Annotated in this window: 14 protein-coding genes; 6 read left to right on the forward strand and 8 right to left on the reverse strand. The window is 48.5% G+C overall.

Features of this window, described 5'->3' with window-relative positions; translation table 11 throughout:
• Positions 1-76: 76 nt before the first annotated feature.
• The 8 genes from A5320_RS05605 to ampD all read right to left on the reverse strand — a co-directional run bounded on the left by A5320_RS05605 (position 77) and on the right by ampD (position 12,520).
• The gene (locus A5320_RS05605) at positions 77-2,158 is read right to left on the reverse strand and encodes a M13 family metallopeptidase (protein WP_068062042.1); all 2,082 of its coding nucleotides are present in this window, start codon (positions 2,156-2,158) and stop codon (positions 77-79) included.
• Between the two features lie 278 nt (positions 2,159-2,436).
• Complete coding sequence (gene lpdA, locus A5320_RS05610) at positions 2,437-3,849, reverse strand: dihydrolipoyl dehydrogenase (protein ID WP_068062047.1); 1,413 nt, start codon at positions 3,847-3,849, stop codon at positions 2,437-2,439.
• 157 nt (positions 3,850-4,006) lie between these two features.
• Positions 4,007-5,647 (reverse strand): pyruvate dehydrogenase complex dihydrolipoyllysine-residue acetyltransferase, encoded by a 1,641-nt coding sequence (aceF, locus tag A5320_RS05615; RefSeq protein ID WP_068062050.1) that lies wholly within the window; start codon positions 5,645-5,647, stop codon positions 4,007-4,009.
• Between the two features lie 11 nt (positions 5,648-5,658).
• Positions 5,659-8,325: a pyruvate dehydrogenase (acetyl-transferring), homodimeric type gene (aceE, locus tag A5320_RS05620; protein WP_068062054.1), complete on the reverse strand. Its 2,667-nt coding sequence runs from the start codon at positions 8,323-8,325 to the stop codon at positions 5,659-5,661.
• A 67-nt stretch (positions 8,326-8,392) separates the two neighbouring features.
• Positions 8,393-9,151, reverse strand: a complete 759-nt coding sequence (gene pdhR / locus A5320_RS05625) for a pyruvate dehydrogenase complex transcriptional repressor PdhR (protein ID WP_068062059.1) — start codon at positions 9,149-9,151, stop codon at positions 8,393-8,395.
• Between the two features lie 893 nt (positions 9,152-10,044).
• Positions 10,045-10,584 carry an REP-associated tyrosine transposase gene (locus tag A5320_RS05630; protein WP_068062062.1) on the reverse strand — a complete coding sequence of 180 codons (540 nt, stop codon included), beginning with the start codon at positions 10,582-10,584 and terminating at the stop codon, positions 10,045-10,047.
• A gap of 235 nt (positions 10,585-10,819) precedes the next feature.
• Positions 10,820-11,869, reverse strand: a complete 1,050-nt coding sequence (gene ampE / locus A5320_RS22245) for a regulatory signaling modulator protein AmpE (protein WP_068062064.1) — start codon at positions 11,867-11,869, stop codon at positions 10,820-10,822.
• A gap of 12 nt (positions 11,870-11,881) precedes the next feature.
• Positions 11,882-12,520, reverse strand: a complete 639-nt coding sequence (ampD, locus tag A5320_RS05640; protein ID WP_442966049.1) for a 1,6-anhydro-N-acetylmuramyl-L-alanine amidase AmpD — start codon at positions 12,518-12,520, stop codon at positions 11,882-11,884.
• Here ampD and A5320_RS05645 point away from each other — a divergent pair.
• The 6 genes from A5320_RS05645 (at position 12,515) to A5320_RS05670 (ending at position 18,948) form a co-directional block, all read left to right on the forward strand.
• Positions 12,515-13,039: a retropepsin-like aspartic protease family protein gene (locus A5320_RS05645; RefSeq protein WP_068062067.1), complete on the forward strand. Its 525-nt coding sequence runs from the start codon at positions 12,515-12,517 to the stop codon at positions 13,037-13,039. The genes ampD and A5320_RS05645 overlap by 6 nt on opposite strands.
• A complete protein-coding gene (nadC, locus tag A5320_RS05650) occupies positions 13,039-13,935 on the forward strand; it encodes a carboxylating nicotinate-nucleotide diphosphorylase (protein ID WP_068063023.1) in 897 nt (298 codons plus the stop codon). The genes A5320_RS05645 and nadC overlap by 1 nt, the downstream gene beginning before the upstream one ends.
• Positions 13,936-14,521: 586 nt before the next feature.
• Positions 14,522-14,923: a pilin gene (locus A5320_RS05655; protein WP_068062070.1), complete on the forward strand. Its 402-nt coding sequence runs from the start codon at positions 14,522-14,524 to the stop codon at positions 14,921-14,923.
• Between the two features lie 165 nt (positions 14,924-15,088).
• Positions 15,089-16,777, forward strand: a complete 1,689-nt coding sequence (gene pilB, locus A5320_RS05660; RefSeq protein ID WP_068062073.1) for a type IV-A pilus assembly ATPase PilB — start codon at positions 15,089-15,091, stop codon at positions 16,775-16,777.
• 45 nt (positions 16,778-16,822) lie between these two features.
• A complete protein-coding gene (locus tag A5320_RS05665; RefSeq protein ID WP_068062076.1) occupies positions 16,823-18,049 on the forward strand; it encodes a type II secretion system F family protein in 1,227 nt (408 codons plus the stop codon).
• Complete coding sequence (locus A5320_RS05670; RefSeq protein ID WP_231916656.1) at positions 18,046-18,948, forward strand: prepilin peptidase; 903 nt, start codon at positions 18,046-18,048, stop codon at positions 18,946-18,948. The genes A5320_RS05665 and A5320_RS05670 overlap by 4 nt, the downstream gene beginning before the upstream one ends.
• The last annotated feature ends 11 nt before the right edge of the window (positions 18,949-18,959 follow it).

Here is an 18,959-nt window from a genome sequence, read left to right on the forward strand (position 1 = left end):
CACAAAAACTATACCGGATTAAATGTAAAAAAGGCCGCAAATGCGGCCTTTTTCAATCAAATAATCAGGTCAGCAATTACCAGATTTTGACGCGGTTTTCCGGTGCGATATACATTTTATCGCCTTCTTTCACGTCAAACGCCGTGTAAAATTCCGGAATATTCGACACGATACCGATAGCACGGTATTCGCTTGGTGAATGCGAGTCGGTCATCAGGCGGTTACGCAGTTCTTCTTCGCGGTATTTACGACGCCATACTTGCGACCAGCTGATAAAGAAGCGTTGCTCGCCAGTGAAGCCGTCGATATTAGCGGCAGCTTTACCTTCTAACGACAGCTTATAAGCACGTAGTGCGACCGTCAGGCCACCTAAGTCACCAATGTTTTCGCCTAAAGTCAGCTCGCCATTGACGTGCGCACCTGGCAGCGGTTCGTACTTGGCGTACTGCTCAACCAGCTGTTTGCCGCGTTTCTCGAACTCAGCTTTGTCAGCATCGGTCCACCAGTTACGCAGGTTACCATCACCATCGTACTTAGCGCCTTGATCGTCAAAACCATGGCCCAGTTCATGACCAATCACCGCGCCAATACCACCGTAGTTCACTGCGTCATCCGCTTCCATATTAAAGAATGGCGGTTGCAGAATTGCCGCTGGGAACACGATTTCGTTGTTGGTTGGATTGTAATAAGCGTTGACGGTTTGTGGGGTCATAAACCACTCAGTACGGTCAATTGGCTTGCCCAGTTTGTTCAGCATTTCGCTGTAACCAAAGGCAGTCGCCGCTTTGTAGTTACCAACCAAATCATCAGCTTTGATACTTAAGTTGCTGTAATCTTTCCATTTGTCCGGGTAACCGATTTTCGGCGTGAACTTGTTCAGTTTTTCATGGGCAGCTTTTTTGGTTTCCGGTGTCATCCATTCCAGCGTGTCGATACTGTCGTGGTAGGCCTGGATCAGGTTTTTCACTAACACTTCCATCCGCGCTTTGGCTTCTGGCTTAAAGTGCTCTGCCACATAGAGTTTACCAGCCACTTCACCTAACACTTCATCAGAAGCGTTGACGGCTTTTTTCCAGCGTGGTTGTTGCTCTAAAGTGCCGGATAACACTTTGCCGTAGAAATCGAACTGACGATCAACAAAGGCTTTGCTCAGTTTGCCTGAGAATTCAGACACTAACCGCAGCGCCAGGTAATCTTTCCAGCTTTGTAAGTCAGTTTCAGCGTAGATCTTGCCAAATGCTTCCATATAGCTTGGTTGTTGCACGATGATGTCATTCACACCGTCCAACTTCGCTGCTTTAGCAAAAGTTTCCCATGGGAAACCACCCAGCGTTTTGGCTAAATCGGCTTTGGCGAATTTGTTATAAGTTTTGTCGGCATCGCGGTTTTCAACACGAGACCACTGCGCCCCAGCCAGTTTGGTTTCCAGCGCCAGAATACGTTCGGCGGCTTTTTCTGCATCAGCTACACCAGACAGCGTCAGCATGTCTTTGATGTATGTGACGTAGGAAGCGCGGATGGTTTTGAATTTTTCGTCATCTTTCAGGTAATAATCGCGATCCGGTAAACCCAGGCCAGACTGACCTAAATACACCGCGTATTGCGTTGAATTTTTTTCGTCATTATTGACGTACCAGCCCAGTGGAATCGCAGCACCCATATGTTGGAACTGGGCAAAAGCAGTGGCCAACTGGTTCGCATCAGCAATAGCAGCGATGGCGGCTAAATCAGCTTCGATCGGCGTTTTGCCTAAAGCTTCAATGCCGGCTTCGTTCATATAGCTGGTGTAGAAGTCACCAAGTTTTTGCTCGTCAGTACCTGGTGTTTTATTCGGTTTCGCAGCGGCAGTTTCGATAATGGTGCGCAGCGCAACCTGGGCATCATCGGCTAATTTGGTGAATGAGCCGTAGTTTGATTTATCCGCCGGGATTTCGGTTTTGCTAAGCCAAGTGCCGTTGACGCTATAAAAGAAGTTTTCGCTGTGCTTAACTGCCGGGTCGAAGTTTTCTTTGTCGACGCCAGACAGCAATGCCGCAACTGGTGCTGCGGTGGCTTGGGCTTCTGGCTTGGCTGTTTCCGGAGCTGTTGGCGCTTTATCACAGCCCACCAGACCAAGTGCGAAAGCGACGCTAGCCGCCAGCAGGGTAATTTTTTTCATTTGAGTTATTCCTGAATGGAGGGAAAAAAGGTAGTTTTACCGGCGTTATACTACGCCCTTCGATAGCAAGGTTACAACCGACACTTTACACAAGATGTAACGAAATATGACACTCTGCTGACATAGAGGGAATTTGCGCCGAAGCTTGTGATTGTTACGGAAATGGCAATATTCAAAGATCGGGGCGGGATTTAGCGGATTGATTTCAGCTCCAGCTAAAGCAACAAAGGCCGCAGAGCGGCCTTTATCTATCATTAAAAATAAGCTAATTCAAAAACTTATTTCTTTTTCGCTTTTGGATTTGGCAGGTCAGTAATTGAACCTTCGTACATTTCTGCGGCTAAACCAATTGATTCATTCAGCGTTGGGTGAGCATGAATGGTCAGCGCGATATCTTCTGCATCAGCACCCATTTCAACTGCTAAGCAGATTTCGCCCAGCATTTCACCGGCGTTGATACCAACAATAGCGCCACCCAGAATGCGGTGGGTTTCTTTGTCGAAAATCAGCTTAGTGAAACCTTCAGTGCGGGCTGAAGCGATAGCACGACCTGAAGCTGCCCATGGGAAAGTGGCAGTTTCAACTGCAACGCCTTTTTCTTTGGCTTCTTTTTCAGTGATACCTACCCAAGCCATTTCTGGATCGGTGTAAGCCACTGACGGAATGCAACGTGGGTCGAAGAAGTGTTTCATGCCAGAAATGACTTCAGCCGCCACATGGCCTTCGTGCACCGCTTTGTGCGCCAGCATTGGTTGACCAATCACGTCACCGATGGCGTAAATATGGCCAACGTTGGTGCGCAGTTGTTTATCAACGTTGATAAAACCACGTTCATCCACGTTCACGCCCGCTTTCACTGCATCAAGCAGTGCGCCGTTTGGACGACGACCAACAGCAACCAGAATTTTGTCAAAACGCACTGGCGCGGCCGGAGCATTTTTACCTTCAAACGTCACATACAGACCATCAGCTTTGGCTTCAACGGCCGTCACTTTGGTAGATAACATGATGTTGAAGTTGTCTTTGTTGTATTTGGTGTAAACCTTCACCAAATCAGCATCAGCAGCAGGAACCAGTTGATCAGCGAATTCAACCACAGAAACTTTTGAGCCCAGCGCACGGTACACAGTGCCCATTTCCAGACCGATAATACCGCCACCTAACACCAGCATTTCGCCTGGAATATCTTTGAGTTCCAGTGCGCCGGTTGAATCGATAACGCGTGGGTCATCTTTTGGAATAAATGGCAGTGCCACTGGCTCAGAGCCGGCAGCGATAATGGCGTGTTCAAAAGTGATGGTGGTGTCACCGACAACCAAAGTATTTGGGCCAGTGAACTTGCCGTAGCCAGTCACAACTTTCACTTTGCGCATTTTTGACATGCCAGCTAAGCCGTTGGTCAGCTGACCAACCACTTTGTCTTTCCAGGCACGGATTTTATCTAAATCAATTTGTGGTGCACCGAAGGTCACACCGTGAGAAGCCATGTCGCGGGCATCATCAATCACTTTGGCAACATGGAGTAAAGCTTTGGAAGGGATACAACCGACGTTTAAACAAACACCACCAAGTGTGCTGCGTGCTTCAACTAAAGTCACTTCCAGACCTAAGTCAGCGGCGCGGAAGGCTGCAGAATAACCACCAGGGCCTGCGCCCAGGACCACAACTTGAGTTTTGATTTCGTTGCTCATCGTTTTACCTTTTTATCTTTTCAGAGATAACCGCTTGTTTGCGCAGGCGGCCTGGAAATAAAGTGGCGGAATTTTATCACCCTGCCTGAAAGAAGTCGCGTAACTTTTCAGTATCCACAACATCAGTTCAGGCCAAGGGCGATAAAACGACGTCAAATCACATAATGATTTGGCGAATATCCGCTAAATATGAAGCCAGCGTCGCGGTAAAGCGCGCCGCCAAAGCGCCATCGATCACGCGGTGATCGTACGACACCGACAACGGCACCATCAACCGTGGTTCAAACTCTTTACCGTTCCATTTTGGCTTGATGTCAGATTTAGACACACCCAAAATCGCCACTTCCGGCGCATTGACGATTGGCGTAAACGCCGTGCCGCCAATACCGCCTAGACTGGAAATGGTGAAACAACCGCCTTGCATATCAGCAGCCGTCAGTTTGCCTTCGCGGGCTTTCACTGAAATATCCTGCAATTCGCGCGACAATTCGATGATGCCCTTTTTATTGACATCACGCACCACCGGCACCACCAGGCCATTCGGTGTATCCACCGCAATGCCTAAGTGCACGTATTTCTTCAGGATGAGGCTAGCGCCATCTTCTGACAGCGAGCTGTTAAAGGTTGGAAATTCTTCCAGCGCCTTAGCCACGGCTTTCATAATGAAGACCAGCGGGGTGTATTTGACGCCCAGTTTTTTCTTCTCTGCCAGAGTGTTTTGCTCTTTGCGGAAATCTTCTAAACCGGTGATATCGGCTTCATCAAATTGGGTGACATGTGGAATACGGACCCAGTTGCGATGCAGGTTGTTGCCTGACAGCTTCTGAATACGGGACAGCGCTTTTTCTTCCACCGCGCCAAATTTGCTGAAATCAACTTTTGGCCATGGGATCAAATCAAAACCAACACTGTTGCCGCTGGAAGTGACATTGCCTTTGCCTGACGCCACTTGCGCAATAATGCTTTTCACATAATTTTGCACGTCTTCACGCTGCACCCGGCCTTTGCGGGCAGAGCCGGTCACTTTGGATAAATCAACACCAAACTCACGGGCTAAGCGGCGAACCACTGGCGAGGCATGGGCATAAGCTTGGTTTTCAACAAAACCGCTGCTGGCTGCTGGGGCTGCTGCGACCGGAGCCGGCGCTGCCGAAACTGACGGCGCTGCAGGCGCAGCGGCGGCAACTGGAGCTGCTTGAGCTGGTGCTGGTGCGGCTGTTACCGGCGCAGCAGCGCCCGTAGAGAACACAAACACTAACGAGCCAGTCGACACTTTATCGCCAACTTTGACTTTAATTTCGGCAACGGTACCGGCAAAAGGAGCTGGCACTTCCATCGCGGCTTTATCGCCTTCGACGTTCAGCAGCGATTGATCGGCTTTCACCACATCCCCCACTTTCACCATAATTTCCGTGACTTCAACCGCGTCACCGCCGATATCCGGCACTTTCACGTCTTGCAGCGTGGCCACAGCAGAGACTGCAGCTGCCGGAGCAGCAACGGCGACTGGCGCCGCAGCCGCAGCAACCGGGGCTGCAACAGGTGCTGGCGCTGCAGCAACAGCCGCTGCACCTTCAAACACCATAATCAGCGAGCCGGTTTTTACTTTATCACCGGCTTTGACGCGCACTTCTTTCACCACACCGGCTTGCGGCGCTGGCACTTCCATCGCAGCTTTATCGCCTTCGACGCTTAATAATGACTGGTCAACCGTGACCGTATCACCGGCTTTCACCAGCACTTCGGTCACTTCGACTTCATCGGCACCAATATCTGGTACAAAAATTTCAATGCTCATTGCAAATCCTCTTAGGCGAACAGCGGGTTCAGCTTGTTGGTATCAATGCCAAAACGCACGATGGCGTCGCTAACCAGCTGTTTGTCGATTTCACCTTGTTTGGCCAGTTCACGTAAGGATGCCAGCACGATATAACCAGCGTTCACTTCGAAGTGACGACGCAGGTTTTCACGGCTGTCAGAACGGCCAAAACCATCGGTACCCAATACTTTGTAAGAAACTGACGGCACAAAAGCCCGCACCTGATCGGCGTAGTTTTTGATGTAGTCTGTTGCGGCAATAACCGGCGCTTTACCCAGCACGGTCGCGATATACGGTACTTTTTCCGCATCGTTCGGGTGCAGCATATTGTGACGTTCACAATCCTGACCATCGCGTGCCAGCTCGTTGAAAGACGTCACCGAGAACACATCGGACGCCACACCATATTCTTCACTGAGGATTTCCGCCGCGCGGCGAACTTCGTTCAGAATGGTGCCAGAGCCTAACAGCTGCACTTTAGCTTTATTGCCAGACAAGGTTTCCAGCTTGTAAATACCACGGCGAATGCCTTCTTCAGCACCCACTGGCATGGCTGGGTGATGATAGTTTTCGTTCATCACAGTGATGTAGTAGTACACGTTTTCCTGGGTAGTACCGTACATCCGGCGAATACCGTCCTGAATAATCACTGCCAGTTCATAGGCATAGGTCGGATCGTAAGAAATACAGTTCGGCACTGTGCCGGCCAGAATATGGCTGTGACCATCTTCGTGCTGTAAACCTTCGCCGTTTAACGTGGTGCGGCCAGCCGTTGCGCCAAGCAGGAAACCGCGGGCTTGTTGATCGCCAGCCAGCCATGCCATATCGCCCACACGTTGGAAGCCGAACATCGAGTAGTAAATGTAGAACGGGATCATCGGCAGATCGTTGGTGCTGTAAGACGTTGCCGCCGCCACCCAGGATGCCATTGCGCCCAGTTCGTTAATGCCTTCCTGCAAGACCTGGCCTGAAGTTTCTTCTTTGTAATAAGAAACAATGGCGCGGTCTTCCGGGGTGTAGGTCTGGCCACGTGGGTTATAAATACCAATTTGCCGGAACAAACCTTCCATACCAAAGGTACGGGCTTCGTCGGCAATAATCGGCACAATTTGCTTACCGATATTTTCATCTTTCAGCAGGATATTCAGGCCACGGACAAAGGCCATGGTGGTCGAAATTTCGCGTTTTTGCTCTTCCAGTAACCCTTCAAAAGCCGGCAGTTCTGGCAGCGTCAGCGGCTTGGTAAAGTTTGGCAAACGCACCGGCGTGTAACCGCTTAACGCAGCACGACGGTCATGCAGATATTTGTGCTCTGGCGAGCCTTCCGGCAGCGTCAGGTAAGGCAACGACTGTACATCTTCTTCGCTTAAATAATCTTCCAGGTTCAGACGCTTGCGAATTTGCAGCACGTGCGTCATATCCATTTTCTTCACCTGGTGAGCGATGTTTTTGCCTTCAGCGGCTTCGCCCATGCCATAACCTTTGATGGTTTTGGCCAGAATAACAGTCGGACGACCTTTGGTTTCCTGCGCCGCTTTAAAGGCTGCGTATAGTTTTGAAGGCTCGTGACCACCACGTTTTAACGCAAAAATCTCTTCGTCGGTCATATCAGCAACCAAGGCTGCCGTTTCCGGGTAACGTCCGAAGAAATGCTGACGCACATAAGCGCCATCTTTAGCTTTGTAAGTCTGATAATCACCGTCAACGGTTTCGTTCATCAGCTCTAACAGTTTGCCGGTGGTGTCTTTGGCCAGCAGCTTATCCCAGCCACTGCCCCACACCACTTTAATCACGTTCCAGCCAGCGCCACGGAATAAACCTTCCAGTTCCTGGATGATTTTGCCGTTGCCCATCACCGGGCCGTCCAGGCGCTGCAGGTTGCAGTTGACCAGGAAACACAGGTTATCCAGCTTTTCGCGGGCAGCAAAAGATAACGAACCACGGCTTTCCGGCTCGTCCATCTCACCATCACCTAAGAAAGCGTAAACACGCTGTTGGCTGGTATCTTTCATGCCACGGCCATCTAAATACTTCAGGAAACGCGCCTGATAGATAGAAGTGATTGGACCTAAGCCCATAGAAACAGTTGGGAATTGCCAGAATTCCGGCATCAGTTTTGGATGCGGATAAGAGGATAAACCTTCGCCACCGACTTCCTGACGGAAGTTGTCGAGCTGATCAGCTGTTAAACGGCCTTCCACAAAAGCACGGGCGTAAATACCCGGAGAAATATGGCCTTGATAATAGACTAAATCGCCGCCGTCTTTTTCGTTTGGTGCGCGGAAGAAGTGGTTAAAACAGGTTTCATAAAATGCGGCTGAAGACTGGTAAGACGCCATATGGCCGCCCAAATCCAGTTCTTTTTTCGAAGCGCGCAGCACGATCATAATGGCGTTCCAGCGAATGATCGAACGGATGCGTTTTTCCAGATTCACATCACCCGGATAAGCCGGTTCCTGCTGTGGCGGAATAGTATTGATATAGTTGGTGGTGATCCCGGTTGGCATGGCCACACCTTCAAGGCGTGCTTGCTCCAGTACCTGCTCTAACAGAAACTGCGCGCGTTCCACACCTTCGGTGCGCACTACAGATTCAAGGGCTTCTAACCATTCTTTGGTTTCGAGCGCGTCGATGTCAATTTGACTGACTTCAGACATATCAAAGTTTCCTATATTCCGAGCCTGCCAGCAGCAGGGTCTGTTTCATTAAAAGTAAGTACGCTGGTCAGGTAGTTTGTGACCGACGCAGCGAGCGTGCAAGGCGTGAGCGTTCCCGATCAGCTTCCAGCAAAGCCTCTTCAATAAAGGCCAGATGGCTATTGCTGGCTTGCCGGGCTTGCTCCGGCTCACCGTTGATCACTGCTTCCATGAGACGCTGCCGATGTGCATTCAGCTGGCTCACTATCCCGTCTTTTTGCCGCAGAATTTCCAGGTTCAGCTGAATATTCTGCTCTACCAGCGGCGTTAAACCGCGTACCAGATGGAGCAACACCACATTGTGTGATGCGGCTGCCACCGCTAAATAAAGTTGGCCAACTGCTTTGGCTTCCGCTGGCAAATCCTGTTGTTGTTGCGCGCTACAAATTTCATCGTAACGTTGTTTAATTTCAGCGAAATCGGTACTGGTACCCCGCAGCGCAGCGTAATAAGCGCAAATGCCTTCTAAGGCATGGCGAAATTCCAGTAAATCAAATTGGGATTCAGGATGGCGGCCAATCAGTTCAAACAGCGGATCAGTGAGACCGCCGACCAAATTGTCACAGACATAAGTGCCACCGCCCTGTTTACGACTGACCAAGCCTTTGGCTTCCATTTTCTGCAGCGCTTCACGCAGACTGGGCCTGGACACATCAAATTGTTCGGCCAATTCGCGTTCGGTCGGCAATTTCTGCCCGGGCGCAAAAGTGCCTTCCAGCAGCATATGTTCCAGCTGCTCGACGATACGGTCTGATAATTTGGCAGGTTTTATTTTCAGCGTATTCATCCTGGTCCCCACCGGTTGCTACAAGCTTGAGAGCATGTGACAGTCCGGGGTGTTTTATTATGTTTGCTTTTGGTATTTTTATTTTTCTTGTAAATTGGTAAGACCAATTTACATCAACGAGCCATAAGGTAACAGAAAGCGTAGTTGATGTAAATTCGACCTGACAGTCCGGGGGTGGTTTAGCGTGAAATAGCTAGAGTATAAGCTCTAAAAACAACTTAATTTTCGAAGGATGCAGAATTGGTCAGACCAATAAAGGATGCAGACTGAATTCGATGGCGTACTGCCTTCGGCGAGTACGCCCTACTTTTTGTATTTAAATTCATAAGCTTACCGTAGGGCGCTACTCGCCGCGTCAGCGGCAGTACGCCGGATTAGAGATTCTCAGCGAACTTCGATGGCGTACTACCTTCGGTGAATCCGCCCTACTTTTTGTATTTAAATTCATAAGCTTACCGTAGGGCGCTACTCGCCGCGTCAGCGGCAGTACGCCGGATTAGAGATTCTCAGCGAACTTCGATGGCGTACTACCTTCGGTGAATCCGCCCTACTTTTTGTATTTAATTTCATAAGCTTACCGTAGGGCGCTACTCGCCGCGTCAGCGGCAGTACGCCGGATTAGAGATTCTCAGCGAACTTCGATGGCGTACTACCTTCGGTGAATCCGCCCTACTTTTTGTATTTAATTTCATAAGCTTACCGTAGGGCGCTACTCGCCGCGTCAGCGGCAGTACGCCGGATTAGAGATTCTCAGCGAACTTCGATGGCGTACTACCTTCGGTGAATCCGCCCTACTTTTTAATTTAAATTCAAATATTTACCGTAGTGCGCTACTCGCCGCGTCAGCGGTAGTAGGCCATTACTAAATGCAATCTCACAACAACTCCAACATTCTAGCCATCATCGCCGCCAATTTTTATAAAACCGCTGTTTTGATCGTCACCGCACCAATTTAACGAATACCAGCCTAATGCCACATAACGATGGAAACTGGAATAAGGCCATTCTAAGATCAGATTCACCAGTTGATGCTTCACAGGATTCCAATGAATGTAATTGATGTGATTAAGAAAATCCTGTTGGTCGCGGATCAGATGCTCCCAATACCGGCGCTGCCAAATACCACGTTCACGTCGCCGTATGCGGCATGCACTACGGGGTTCTTGAATAGCCAATGCTCGGGAAAAATACATTTTTATCAATCGAAAGCGGATAGAAAAGTCATGATCCCCTTCCGGTAACTCGAGTAAACAATGGAAATGATCTGGCAATACCACCATGGCATGAATAAAAAATGGATAACGTTTTTTTACCAGCCGAAAAGCCGTGCGTAAAATTTCAATTTGATCGGTGAGTAAAGTTTGAGTGCGATCTAATAAGGTATGAGTAAAAAAATAACAACCACCGGATCGCCATTGCCTGCGATAGTCCATTTGAATTCATCCATGAGTTCAGGTTCGAAGCAACAAGTATGAAGTGCTTGCGCTGATCCGCCAGTGCGTAGAAATAATTAAATGTGAATTATATGTCGGTGGGCATTTACTGGATGCCGGCGTACTGCCTTCGGCGAGTACGCCCTACTGAGCGGCTTTTAACATGTTATTTTAAAACAAAAAAAGTAGGGCGTGCTCACCGTGTTAGCGGCAGTACGCCTTGGTCCAAATTAAACTAAGACAACAACCCACTTAAGGTTAATACCGCAACTAAAGCCAGGAAAAACAGAATATTGCGTTTTGACAGCTGCACTAAAGAGCATACTTCGCTGCTGCAATTGCGCAGTTCGTCTGGCAACGGCTCGGCGGCTTTAGCAATATCTGACAACACAATTTCCGCCGGGGTGCTGCTATCGACCAGATAAGCAATCAGCGCTGCTGAAGCTTTGGAGAAATGCCCGACCAGCGCAAAACCTAAACCGAATAACCGCACCGGCAGCCAATCCGCCCAATGGCTAAGGTCTGAGGCAAAACCTTGCACTCGCTGTTGTTGCTCCAGGTTGCTGGCGTTACTTGTGGTGAAAGCAGACTGGGCTGTTGATTGTTCAAAAGCAGTTCCTGTCGAAGTCGTTTGCTCAGCACCAGACTGAGCAAAAGTTGCATCGCCACCATCTAAATCGGCAGCGGTTTCAACAGCAGCGTCAGCAACGACTTCATTATTTGTCGCATCAACGGTTTCAGTCGAAGTTTTCACATCGGCCAGATCAAGATAAGTCACAGGCTCAGCCAGTTGGCGCAACATAGCATAGGCAATGGCACCAAAAGCACCGAGCAAAGCAAACCAGAACAATACCGCCGCATAATATTTAAAATTCAACCAGATTAGCCGTTGACCGTGGCTCAGCTCGTCCGAAACAATGCCGGCGTGGTTATTAATTTGCAGCATCACCAGATACGCCGCTTCCTGATCCTGGCGCTCGGCCGCATTCAGATATTGTTTATACAGTTGCCGATAATGCCAACAGCCAATACACAGCAACAACACCACCGTATTCACTAGCAAATTCAGTAACCAGAAATCGACCACAAACAACACCACCGCCACGGCGATGGCGGGTAACAACCACCACAACACGATGCCAAACTGGCTATTGATCAAACCAGCCAGCGGTCCTTGCCGCGACACTTGTAAATAGGGCTGCACATAACTGACCCACTGCCAGGCTTTGGTACGAACGGCTAGCCTTTCAATAATAAGTGCGATTAACATGCTGATTAAGGTCATAATTTTTGCTCCCTATTCCAGTTGAGTGCGGCAAGCATGCTGCAAAGCCGTTAATTCAGCCAGAAAGTCTGACCAGTTAAATGCCGGACCCGGATCCGTCTTACGTCCCGGCGCGATGTCACTATGCCCCACTATCGTCTGCACTGACAATAACGGATATTGTTGAATTAAAGCATCACACAGCTTTATTAAGGCTTGATATTGTAACGGCGTGAAAGGCTCGTCATCGGAGCCTTCCAGTTCAATACCAATCGAAAAATCATTACATTTATCGCGTCCCTGAAACTGACTGACCCCCGCATGCCAGGCGCGTTTTGCGAAAGGCACATATTGCCACACCCGGCCATCACGGTAGATCACGCAATGCGCTGACACCCTCACCCCTTGTAATTGGGCAAAATATGGGTGTGCGCTGCAGTCGAGCCGCCCGCCAAAAAAATCATCTATATAAGGTGTATCCGGATGCGGCGCAGCATATAGGCCCGGTGGCAGGCTGATGTTGTGAATGACCAGCAAGCTGATTTCAGTGCCGTCTGGTCGCTCGTCCCAATGGGTACAGGGCCGCATGGTGATGGTGGGTAGCTTTTGCAATTGTGCGTCACGCTGTTTATGCTGTGCCTCTATTGTCAGTGCAGAGTGAAGTGAATGCAAGCGCCTGATCCTACAACTAAACTCGGTAAAGGGTTTGCCGTAATCGCCTGGCTGATGCTGTTGGGTGTTATTTATTTGTTTTTTGACGATTATCTGGCTGAGCAACTGAACCCAAATCAACAGTTACGGTCTGCCGTTGGCGCAGGCGGTGAACGTACTGTGGTGCTGACAGCTAACCGTCAGGGGCACTATGTCGGCACCTTAAAACTGAATGGTCAGGATGTCGATTTTCTGCTTGATACCGGCGCGACCATGGTGGCGGTTTCCAGCGAAGTGGCAAGCCGAACCGGTATGATACAAGGCCGTGCTTATCAGACAGCTACCGCTAATGGGATAACAACGGTCTATCAAAGCCAGATTGATCAACTACAGTTGGGGGATATTGTGCTAACAAACCTCAGCGCCAGCATAGTGCCGAATTTAACCGGATCAGAGATTTTGCTAGGAATGAGCGCGTTAAAGCATTTAGAATTCGCGCAACAAGCAAATCAATTGCAACTTATTCAAAGAAACTTATGATGACTGACCAATATACTCAGAAAAATAACCCCGACTTAAGTCACAACGAACGTCTGGCGCAGGAAATTCGCCGTGGCGTCAGTCATGCGTTAGCCGAAGATTTAGGTTATTTGCCATTGCAGCAAGGGGATATCACCGCGTCCTTGATCCCCGGCGAGCAACAAGCCACTGCGACCATTATTACCCGCGAAGATTGTGTGGTTTGTGGTGTAGCCTGGGTGGATGAAGTATTTCAGCAATTGTCAGATCAGGTGGTCATTCAATGGCATGTCAAAGACGGTGATGCCGTCAGCAGCAACACCCTATTGTGTGAAATCAGCGGCCCGGCGCGGATGTTGTTAACCGGTGAACGTACGGCACTGAATTTCCTGCAAACCTTAAGTGGTACCGCAACGACCACTGCGCAATATGTGGCGCTGCTCGGTGACAGCAAAACCAAACTGCTGGATACCCGCAAAACTTTGCCAGGCCTTAGATTGGCGCAAAAATATGCAGTAAGTTGTGGTGGCGGTAAAAACCATCGGATTGGATTGTATGATGCGTTTTTAATTAAAGAGAACCACATCGCCGCCGCTGGCTCAATAAAAGCTGCGGTCACCACGGCCCGGCAAAATTTTCCCGGCAAACCGGTCGAGGTAGAAGTAGAAGATCTGACTGAGCTGCAACAGGCGTTGCAGGCCGGTGCCGACATTATTATGCTGGATAACTTTTATATCGCAGATATCCAGCAAGCTGTGACCATGAACAAGGGTCAGGCGAAACTGGAAGTGTCAGGCAATATCACCATCGAAGCATTAAAAGCGTTAAGCAGCACCGGGGTGGATTATATTTCCAGTGGCGCTTTAACCAAAAACATCAGAGCCATCGACCTTTCGATGCGGTTACGTAGCTTATAACCGGTCTTTTTTGCTTGCTGTAAACCAATTCCGTCGTAGGGCGACACTCACCGCGTCAGGTTCGCCATATCCACACTATAAGCTTACCCGTTGGTTGTGAATGGCGGACTGCCTGCGGCGAGTCGCGCCCTACTGTTGACCACCAACCTGAATTTATTCCTCTGCTCAAAGTCTGCAATTCAAACCTTCCAGACGGCTATCTTTATAAAAGATCAGCATGGTGCTACAACGTACAAATCAATCAAATATCAAATTTAATGCCAACCTTGTTAAAAATAAGTTTTATGGCTTTTTTGCAAAAAAAACGCACCTATTCTAGGTAAATTTAATAATATATATTATTCAACAACTTAAATTGCCATGGCAAGATAATTGCTATATATACAAAGTTCAAACCAGTTTGCAGTTTCACCCCATTTAACGCCCCAAAATAAACAAAAATTATGTTTGATTTCATAATGTTGCGATATGAAAAAATAAATATTTACAAATGTGCATTTTTTTCTTGCGTAACGCTCAAAAATGGCCAGAATAGAAAACAGCCCCCCGGGTTCTACACACTCAAATTGGAAATTGGAGAAGTACTATGAAACGTAATCAAGGCTTTACCTTAATTGAATTAATGATCGTTGTTGCGATCATCGGTATCCTGGCCGCTGTAGCACTGCCAGCTTATTCTAGCTACCAGGCACGCTCTAAAATGACTGCCGGCCTGCAGGAAATTTCTGCTGGTAAGACATTGTTTGAAGAACTTGTGAATCGCGGCGAAACCCCAGCTGCGGCTGATGACATTGGGTTGTCTGTTGCTGCAACACAAAACTGTCTTATCACTGTTGATGGTACGAGCATTGAATGCGCCATCCAAAACGCACCTAGCCAGATTGCAACTGCAACTCTGACTTGGACTCGCGATGGTACAACTGGTGTATGGTCTTGCCAATCGGCAGGTACCACGGCTGAATTCGTTCCAGCTTCTTGTCCACTGTAATAAGTTAATCGCTTAAAAAGCTCTCCTAAATGGAGAGCTTTTTTGTTTGCAGGACGTGACATTTATTACCCGTTATCACTTAACAGTTGAATTCCTGTTTCTCACTGTCATAATCAAAAATGTTGATTTTCTTATTGATATCTGAATGATGGATGTGTTGTCGTTATGGCTTTTAACCTGCAATCAATTCTTCTTCGCCGTTTAGGTCAGGCTGGCCTGATTGATGCCGGGCATTGCACTAAACTGGCAGCGGAAAAAAACCATCAATATCCTACCGTCGCCGACTTTCTGATTACCGAAAAACTCCTGACACCACAAGCGCTCGCCACTGCAGCGGCTGGTTTTACTATGCATAGCCTGCTGGATTTAGATTATTACGATCTGGATTATGTGCCAGAGCAAGAACGTAATGAAAAACTGATCCGCAAACATCAGGTTTTGCCAGTATTTAAACGCAATCGCACGCTATTTCTGGCGGTGGTTGACCCGACTGATATGCAACCGGTCGAGGATTTTGAATTTAGTACCGGCCTCCATGCCGAACTGGTAGTGGTTGAATACGACAAGCTGCATAAACTGATTGACCGGGTGTTTGACCAAAAATCCAGTGACAGCTTTTCTAATACCGATTGGGACTTAGGTTCCATGGGGTTGTCAGATTCCGGTGATGACGACGACAGCAATGAAGCTGAAGATGGCCCGATTATTACCTTTATCAATAAAATGCTGCATGACGCTATTCGGAAAGGTGCATCCGATTTACACTTTGAACCTTATGAAAAAAGCTACCGCATTCGCTTTCGCATCGACGGTATTTTGCATGAAGTAGCCTCACCGCCGGTGGCGCTTTCGACCCGCTTGTCAGCCCGGCTCAAAGTCATGTCGCGCCTGGATATCGCCGAAAAACGGGTGCCACAGGATGGCCGGATTAAACTAAAATTGTCGCAGAAAAAATCGATCGATTTTCGGGTCAGCAGCTTACCCACGCTGTGGGGCGAAAAGATCGTGATGCGGATTTTAGACTCTGACAGCGCCATGCTAGGCATCGATATTCTTGGTTATGAAGAACAACAAAAGAAGCTGTATCTAGCAGCATTGGAACAGCCGCAAGGGATGATTCTGGTGACCGGCCCCACCGGTAGCGGTAAAACTGTGTCCTTGTATACCGGCCTGAATATTTTAAATACCGAAGAAACTAATATTTCCACCGCAGAAGATCCGGTAGAAATTAACTTACCTGGGATAAATCAGGTACAGGTCAATCCAAAAGCCGGTTTAACCTTCCCTGCCGCGTTAAAATCATTTTTACGACAAGACCCTGACGTCATCATGGTGGGGGAAATCCGCGATCTGGAAACCGCCGAAATAGCCATTAAAGCAGCGCAGACTGGCCACTTGGTCATGAGTACGCTGCACACCAACTCTGCGCCGGAAACCTTAACCCGTTTGCTGAATATGGGGGTGCCCGCATATAACGTGGCGAGTTCGGTCACTTTAATTATCGCGCAGCGTTTGGCGCGGCGGCTTTGTTCCAAATGTAAAGCACCCGAATCTTTGCCTGAAGCTGAACTGTTAAAACAGGGGTTTACCGCGGCTCAGTTACCAACGATGAAACTGTGTAAACCCGTTGGCTGTGATTCCTGTACCGGCGGTTACAAAGGCCGGGTAGGTATTTATGAAGTGATGCCCATTTCAGCCATTATTGCTGAGAAAATCATGCAAGGTGATAACTCGCTGGAAATTGCCAAACAAGCACAACTGGACGGGGTGAATAACTTGCGGCAATCCGGTTTACTAAAAGCCGCCGCCGGTTTAACCAGCCTGGCGGAAATCAACCGGGTGACCAACGTTTAATTAAACTGCAGCCAGTACCACTGACTGCTTCAAGGATTTTTTGTCATGGCTCCACAAGCAAAAATAAAAGAGCAAGATACCTACGAATGGAAAGGCGTGAACCGGCGGGGTAAAAAAACCGATGGTGAACTGCGTGCAAATTCGATTAATGAAGCCAAAGCCATGTTGCGCCAGCAAGGTGTTACCCCTTCCTTGGTCAAACGCAAAGCAAAAAGTCTATTTGGTGGTGATGCGCCTATTACAGCCGCTGATGTGGCGGTATTGACCCGACAAATCGCCACCATGCTTGCGGCTGGTGTACCTTTGGTGCAATCAATTGATTTAATCAGCACCGGCTCTGAGAAAAAATCACTTCGAAACCTAATGCAAAAAGTTTCTTTGAAAGTGCAAAGTGGTATTCCATTGTCAGAAGTGCTGCGGGAACACCCTAAGTATTTTGACGAATTGTATTGTGACCTGGTGAAGTCAGGCGAACAATCAGGTGCATTAGACCGGATTTTTGACCGGGTTGCGACTTACAAAGAAAAAGCCGAAGCGCTGAAATCCAAAATCAAAAAAGCGATGTTTTACCCAATTGCAGTGATGGTAGTTGCGATGCTCGTGACTTCGATTTTGCTGATTTTCGTGGTGCCTTCTTTTGCTGAAGTATTTGCTGGTTTTGGTGCAGAATTACCCGCTTTTACATTATTCGTTTTAGGTATTTCTGAATGGATGCAGGTCTATTGGTGGGTAGTGCTGTTTGCCATTATGGGTGCTGTATTTGCCTTTAAAAAAGGTTACGCCAATAGCTTAAAATTCAAAACTGCTGTTGATGCCATGGCGCTAAAAATGCCGGTGATGGGGATGATTATTAACAAAGCCGTTGTAGCCCGCTATGCCCGTACCTTATCGACCACTTTCGCAGCCGGCGTGCCGCTGATCGAAGCACTTGAATCAGCAGCTGGCGCATCCGGTAATGAAATTTATAAAAATGCCATTATGGAAGTGCGGGCCGATGTTTCAGCCGGTGGCCAGATGTACAGTTCAATGAAAACGACTGGCCGCTTTCCGGAAATGGTCATCCAAATGGTGTCGATTGGCGAAGAATCAGGATCTTTAGACGACATGCTGGCACGGGTGGCCAATATATATGAGCAGGAAGTGGATGATGCAGTGGACGGCTTAACTGCGTTGTTAGAACCGCTGATTATGGCCGTATTGGGTGTAATTATCGGCGGCTTGATTGTCGCCATGTACCTGCCAATTTTCCAACTGGGTTCGGTTATCAAATGATGCAAGATTTTGGACAAAGTTTCGAATTGATAGTGGCGTTTTTTCAAACATCGCCGCTTTGGTATGCTGTGCTGGTGTTTATATTCAGCCTCTGCGTGGGCAGTTTCCTCAATGTGGTGATCTACCGTTTACCCAAAATGATGGAGCAAAGCTGGCAGGAAGAGTATCAGGAGTATTTCGAACCTGAAAAAGAGCATCTAAAACAACCGGCGTTTAATCTGGCGGTGCCACGCTCGCGCTGCCCGCAATGTCAGCATCAATTGAGTGCGCTGGATAACATTCCGCTACTAAGCTGGCTGGTGTTAAAAGGCCGTTGCCGGTATTGCCAGGCTGCCATTCCTAAACGTTACCCCTTGGTCGAACTAGTCACCGCCCTGGTATCGGTGGCTGTGGCAGCACAAACCGGTGCGACTGGTCTTGGTTTGTTGTACCTCGTTGTTACCTGGCTGTTAGTCGCTTTAATCTTTATTGATATCGATAAGATGCTGCTGCCGGATCAGCTGACGTTACCGTTGTTGTGGCTGGCGTTGGTAGCTGCAGCAGCCGGCATTAGCACCGTCGATGCCACAACAGCCATTACCGGCGCTGCTTTTGGTTACCTGTCGTTATGGTCAGTGTATTGGCTGTTTAAATTGCTGACCGGCAAAGAAGGAATGGGCTTTGGCGACTTCAAATTACTGGCAGTATTTGGTGCTTTGTTAGGCTGGCAACAATTACCGCTGATTATTTTGTTGTCGTCATTAGTGGGTGCGGTGATTGGTACTCTGCTGTTAACGATGCAAGGTAAAGACAAAAATAACGCCATTCCATTTGGCCCTTATATTGCTGCGGCAGGCTTTATCGCCATGTTATGGGGCGAGCAAATCACCGCCGCATACCTTGCAACGCTTGGCTTGTAAACCGCAGGTCA

Source organism: Rheinheimera sp. SA_1, assembly GCF_001669775.1.
Lineage (GTDB): Bacteria > Pseudomonadota > Gammaproteobacteria > Enterobacterales > Alteromonadaceae > Pararheinheimera.

Excerpts from the sequence above, each read along its gene's own strand:
- A5320_RS05630 (WP_068062062.1), bottom strand. The coding sequence starts at position 10,584 with ATGGACTATCGCAGGCAATGGCGATCCGGTGGTTGTTATTTTTTTACT.
- pilB (WP_068062073.1), top strand. The coding sequence starts at position 15,089 with ATGGCTTTTAACCTGCAATCAATTCTTCTTCGCCGTTTAGGTCAGGCT.
- A5320_RS05605 (WP_068062042.1), bottom strand. The coding sequence starts at position 2,158 with ATGAAAAAAATTACCCTGCTGGCGGCTAGCGTCGCTTTCGCACTTGGT.
- A5320_RS05670 (WP_231916656.1), top strand. The coding sequence starts at position 18,046 with ATGATGCAAGATTTTGGACAAAGTTTCGAATTGATAGTGGCGTTTTTT.
- ampE (WP_068062064.1), bottom strand. The coding sequence starts at position 11,869 with ATGACCTTAATCAGCATGTTAATCGCACTTATTATTGAAAGGCTAGCC.
- aceF (WP_068062050.1), bottom strand. The coding sequence starts at position 5,647 with ATGAGCATTGAAATTTTTGTACCAGATATTGGTGCCGATGAAGTCGAA.
- pdhR (WP_068062059.1), bottom strand. The coding sequence starts at position 9,151 with ATGAATACGCTGAAAATAAAACCTGCCAAATTATCAGACCGTATCGTC.
- A5320_RS05665 (WP_068062076.1), top strand. The coding sequence starts at position 16,823 with ATGGCTCCACAAGCAAAAATAAAAGAGCAAGATACCTACGAATGGAAA.
- nadC (WP_068063023.1), top strand. The coding sequence starts at position 13,039 with ATGACTGACCAATATACTCAGAAAAATAACCCCGACTTAAGTCACAAC.
- aceE (WP_068062054.1), bottom strand. The coding sequence starts at position 8,325 with ATGTCTGAAGTCAGTCAAATTGACATCGACGCGCTCGAAACCAAAGAA.
- A5320_RS05655 (WP_068062070.1), top strand. The coding sequence starts at position 14,522 with ATGAAACGTAATCAAGGCTTTACCTTAATTGAATTAATGATCGTTGTT.
- A5320_RS05645 (WP_068062067.1), top strand. The coding sequence starts at position 12,515 with ATGCAAGCGCCTGATCCTACAACTAAACTCGGTAAAGGGTTTGCCGTA.
- lpdA (WP_068062047.1), bottom strand. The coding sequence starts at position 3,849 with ATGAGCAACGAAATCAAAACTCAAGTTGTGGTCCTGGGCGCAGGCCCT.